The organism is Acidocella aminolytica 101 = DSM 11237, assembly GCF_900129125.1.
In the GTDB taxonomy this organism is placed as follows: domain Bacteria; phylum Pseudomonadota; class Alphaproteobacteria; order Acetobacterales; family Acetobacteraceae; genus Acidocella; species Acidocella aminolytica.
Genome location: NZ_FQVJ01000085.1, coordinates 1 through 2621 on the forward strand (window position 1 = coordinate 1; position 2621 = coordinate 2621).

Here is a 2621-nt window from a genome sequence, read left to right on the forward strand (position 1 = left end):
GGCCACCCGGCCGCCGGGCGCATTGCGCTTAGCGTGAACGGGCAGATCCGGCAGGAAGGGGATCTCGCGGACCAGATCTGGCCGGTGCCGGATATTGTCGCCACGCTCTCGCGTTTTGTGGCGCTGGCACCGGGAGACCTGATTTTCACCGGCACGCCGGAAGGTGTCGGTGCGATCGTGAAGGGGGATAAGCTGGATGGCGAAATTGTCGGTATAGGCACGCTGCGCACCAGAATCGTTTAAAAATCCCCCGCCTTGGCGGGAGGGCATTTCAGGCTTTGCGCGGACTACAGCGCCAGGCCCAGGATTAAAAAATCTGCTCGCCGTGCAGCACGACGTCCAAACCTTCGCGTTCTTCCTCGCGGGTGACGCGCAGCCCCACCGTGACGTCGGTGACTTTCAGCAGCGCCCAGCTCACGCCTGCGCAGTAAATGATGGTAACGGCCACGCCGAGCGCCTGCACGCCCAGCAGATGCAGCCCGCCCACCGCCGCGCCGTCGGAAAGCGGGCCGAAGGCGAACCAGCCGGTGGCCAGTGTGCCAATAATGCCCGCGATGCCATGCACGCCGAACGCATCCAGACTGTCATCGTAATTGAAGATATGTTTCAGCTCCGTGGCGGTCCAGAAACACACCGCCCCCGCCACGAGGCCGATCAGCAGAGCGGGGCCGGGCAGGATGAAGCCGGATGCTGGGGTGATGGCGACCAGCCCCGCCACGGCGCCAGAAATGGCGCCCAGAACCGAAGGTTTGCCCCGGACGACCCATTCCACGAAGGTCCAGGCCAAAGTGGCGCCCGCCGCGGCAATTTGCGTGACCAGCACCGCCATTCCCGCGCGCCCGTTGGCGCCCATGGCGCCGCCGGAATTAAAGCCCATCCAGCCGATCCAGAGCAGTGAGGCGCCGATGACGGCATAGCTGAGATTCCACGGTGCCATGTTCTCCTGCCCGTAGCCAAGCCGTTTACCCAGCATGAGCGCACAGACCAGACCGGTGATGCCGCAGTTAATCTCAACCACCGTGCCGCCTGCGAAATCTGCAATGCCAAGCTGGGCCAGCCAACCGTTTGGCGACCAGACCCAATGGGCCAACGGTGCATAGACTAGGAACGACCAGAGCGTGAAAAACACCAGCAGGGCGGAGAATTTCATGCGGTCGGCGCAGGCGCCGGTGACCACGGCCGGGGTGATGATGGCGAAGCTCATCTGGAACATCAAAAAGACGCTCTCAGGGATGGTGGTGTGTATCGCAAACGGGGTGCCCGCGGCGAGGATGAAGGGCTTGTCCCACCCCGCGCCGAGGCCGGAGAGAAACAGCCGCGAGCCGTCGCCGATGAGGCTGTTGCCGGTGCCGAAGGCCAGCGAATAGCCCGCCAGCATCCAGAGCACGCTGACCAGGGCGCAGAGCATGAAAGACTGCATCATGGTGGCCAGCACGTTCTTTTTCCGCACCATGCCCGCGTAAAACAAAGCCAGCCCCGGCACAGTCATCAGCAGCACCAATACCGTGCACATCAAAACCCAGGCGGTATCGCCCGGTACCACATTTTGCATTTGTTTTTTACCCCGCCCTGACTGCGCTGTTCCGCCCCACGGACGGCGGTTGTTGCCTAATCTCTACGTTGCAGTGCGTCAACGCACGGCCTTTTTTGACGCGCTGGGGGTAAAGTCAGTCGGAGATTTCCAGCGTAGTGCCGGCCTCGGCCAGTAGGGCCGAGATGGTGTCAGGTGGCGGGGCATCCGTATAAAGAGCCGAGATCTGCGAGAGATTGCCGACCTTGACCAAGGCCGGGCGGCCGAATTTGGAATGGTCCGCGACCAGGAACACCCGCCTTGAGTGGCGGATAATGGCCTGGGTACACATCACCTCGTCCAGATCGTAGTCAAACAGCCCGCCATCCTTATCGATGCCGGAGACGCCGATAATTCCGATATCGGCACGGAACTGCTCGAACATTTGGGCCGCCAACGGGCCGGTGACCGCGCCGTCGCGGTTGCGGACCTTACCGCCCGCCATCACGATGGAGCAATTTGCGTTCTCGCTGAGGATTTTGGCGACGTTGATGTTGTTGGTGATGACACGTAGATTCTTATGCGAAAGCAAGGCGCGGGCGGCTTGTTCGGTTGTGGTGCCGATATTGATGAATAGCGACGCGCCATCCGGCACGTCCTGCGCCACCATGGCGGCAATGCGCTGTTTTGGCGCCAGATTGATCACCTGACGCCGCTCATATTCCATATTCTCAATGGAAGAGGCGAGTCCTGCCCCGCCGCGATAGCGCGACAGCCGACCTTCGGAAGCGAGCATGTTCACGTCACGCCGGATGGTCTGCACGGTGACGCCGAAATGCTGGGCCAGCGCCTCGATCGTCTGGAAGCCTTGCTTGGCCACCAGCTCGACGATGCCGCCCTGCCGCTCCTCATTGCTTTGCTTGTCAGACAATCCGCGCTCCCTTCTGCTGTATTTTATCATAAGCCGCCTAGCCCTCCGCTGCCACCACCCCTTATGGCGAGCATTTTGTGTTAAGATGTTGCCATTCGAAGCTTGTTTCCATTGTGCATGTGCGAAATAGGGTTATTTTAATCTATCAAATTTTCGATTGCGAAAATCGAGTGAACAGAT

3 protein-coding genes are annotated in these 2621 nt (G+C 60.7%); 1 reads left to right on the forward strand and 2 read right to left on the reverse strand.

The window, feature by feature from the left end; translation table 11 throughout:
* The coding region (locus tag BUB54_RS19630) for a fumarylacetoacetate hydrolase family protein (protein WP_175556558.1) at positions 1 to 243 on the forward strand (243 nt) is incomplete at its 5' end.
* Between the two features lie 64 nt (positions 244 to 307).
* Here the strand turns inward: BUB54_RS19630 and BUB54_RS19635 are convergent.
* Complete coding sequence (locus tag BUB54_RS19635; RefSeq protein WP_048880608.1) at positions 308 to 1552, reverse strand: ammonium transporter; 1245 nt, start codon at positions 1550 to 1552, stop codon at positions 308 to 310.
* A gap of 115 nt (positions 1553 to 1667) precedes the next feature.
* Complete coding sequence (locus BUB54_RS19640; protein ID WP_175556559.1) at positions 1668 to 2471, reverse strand: DeoR/GlpR family DNA-binding transcription regulator; 804 nt, start codon at positions 2469 to 2471, stop codon at positions 1668 to 1670.
* Between the last annotated feature and the right edge of the window lie 150 nt (positions 2472 to 2621).

Bases quoted from the DNA above. Each gene is read 5' to 3' on its own strand.
- BUB54_RS19635 (WP_048880608.1), bottom strand. From the start codon at position 1,552: ATGCAAAATGTGGTACCGGGCGATACCGCCTGGGTTTTGATGTGCACG.
- BUB54_RS19640 (WP_175556559.1), bottom strand. From the start codon at position 2,471: ATGATAAAATACAGCAGAAGGGAGCGCGGATTGTCTGACAAGCAAAGC.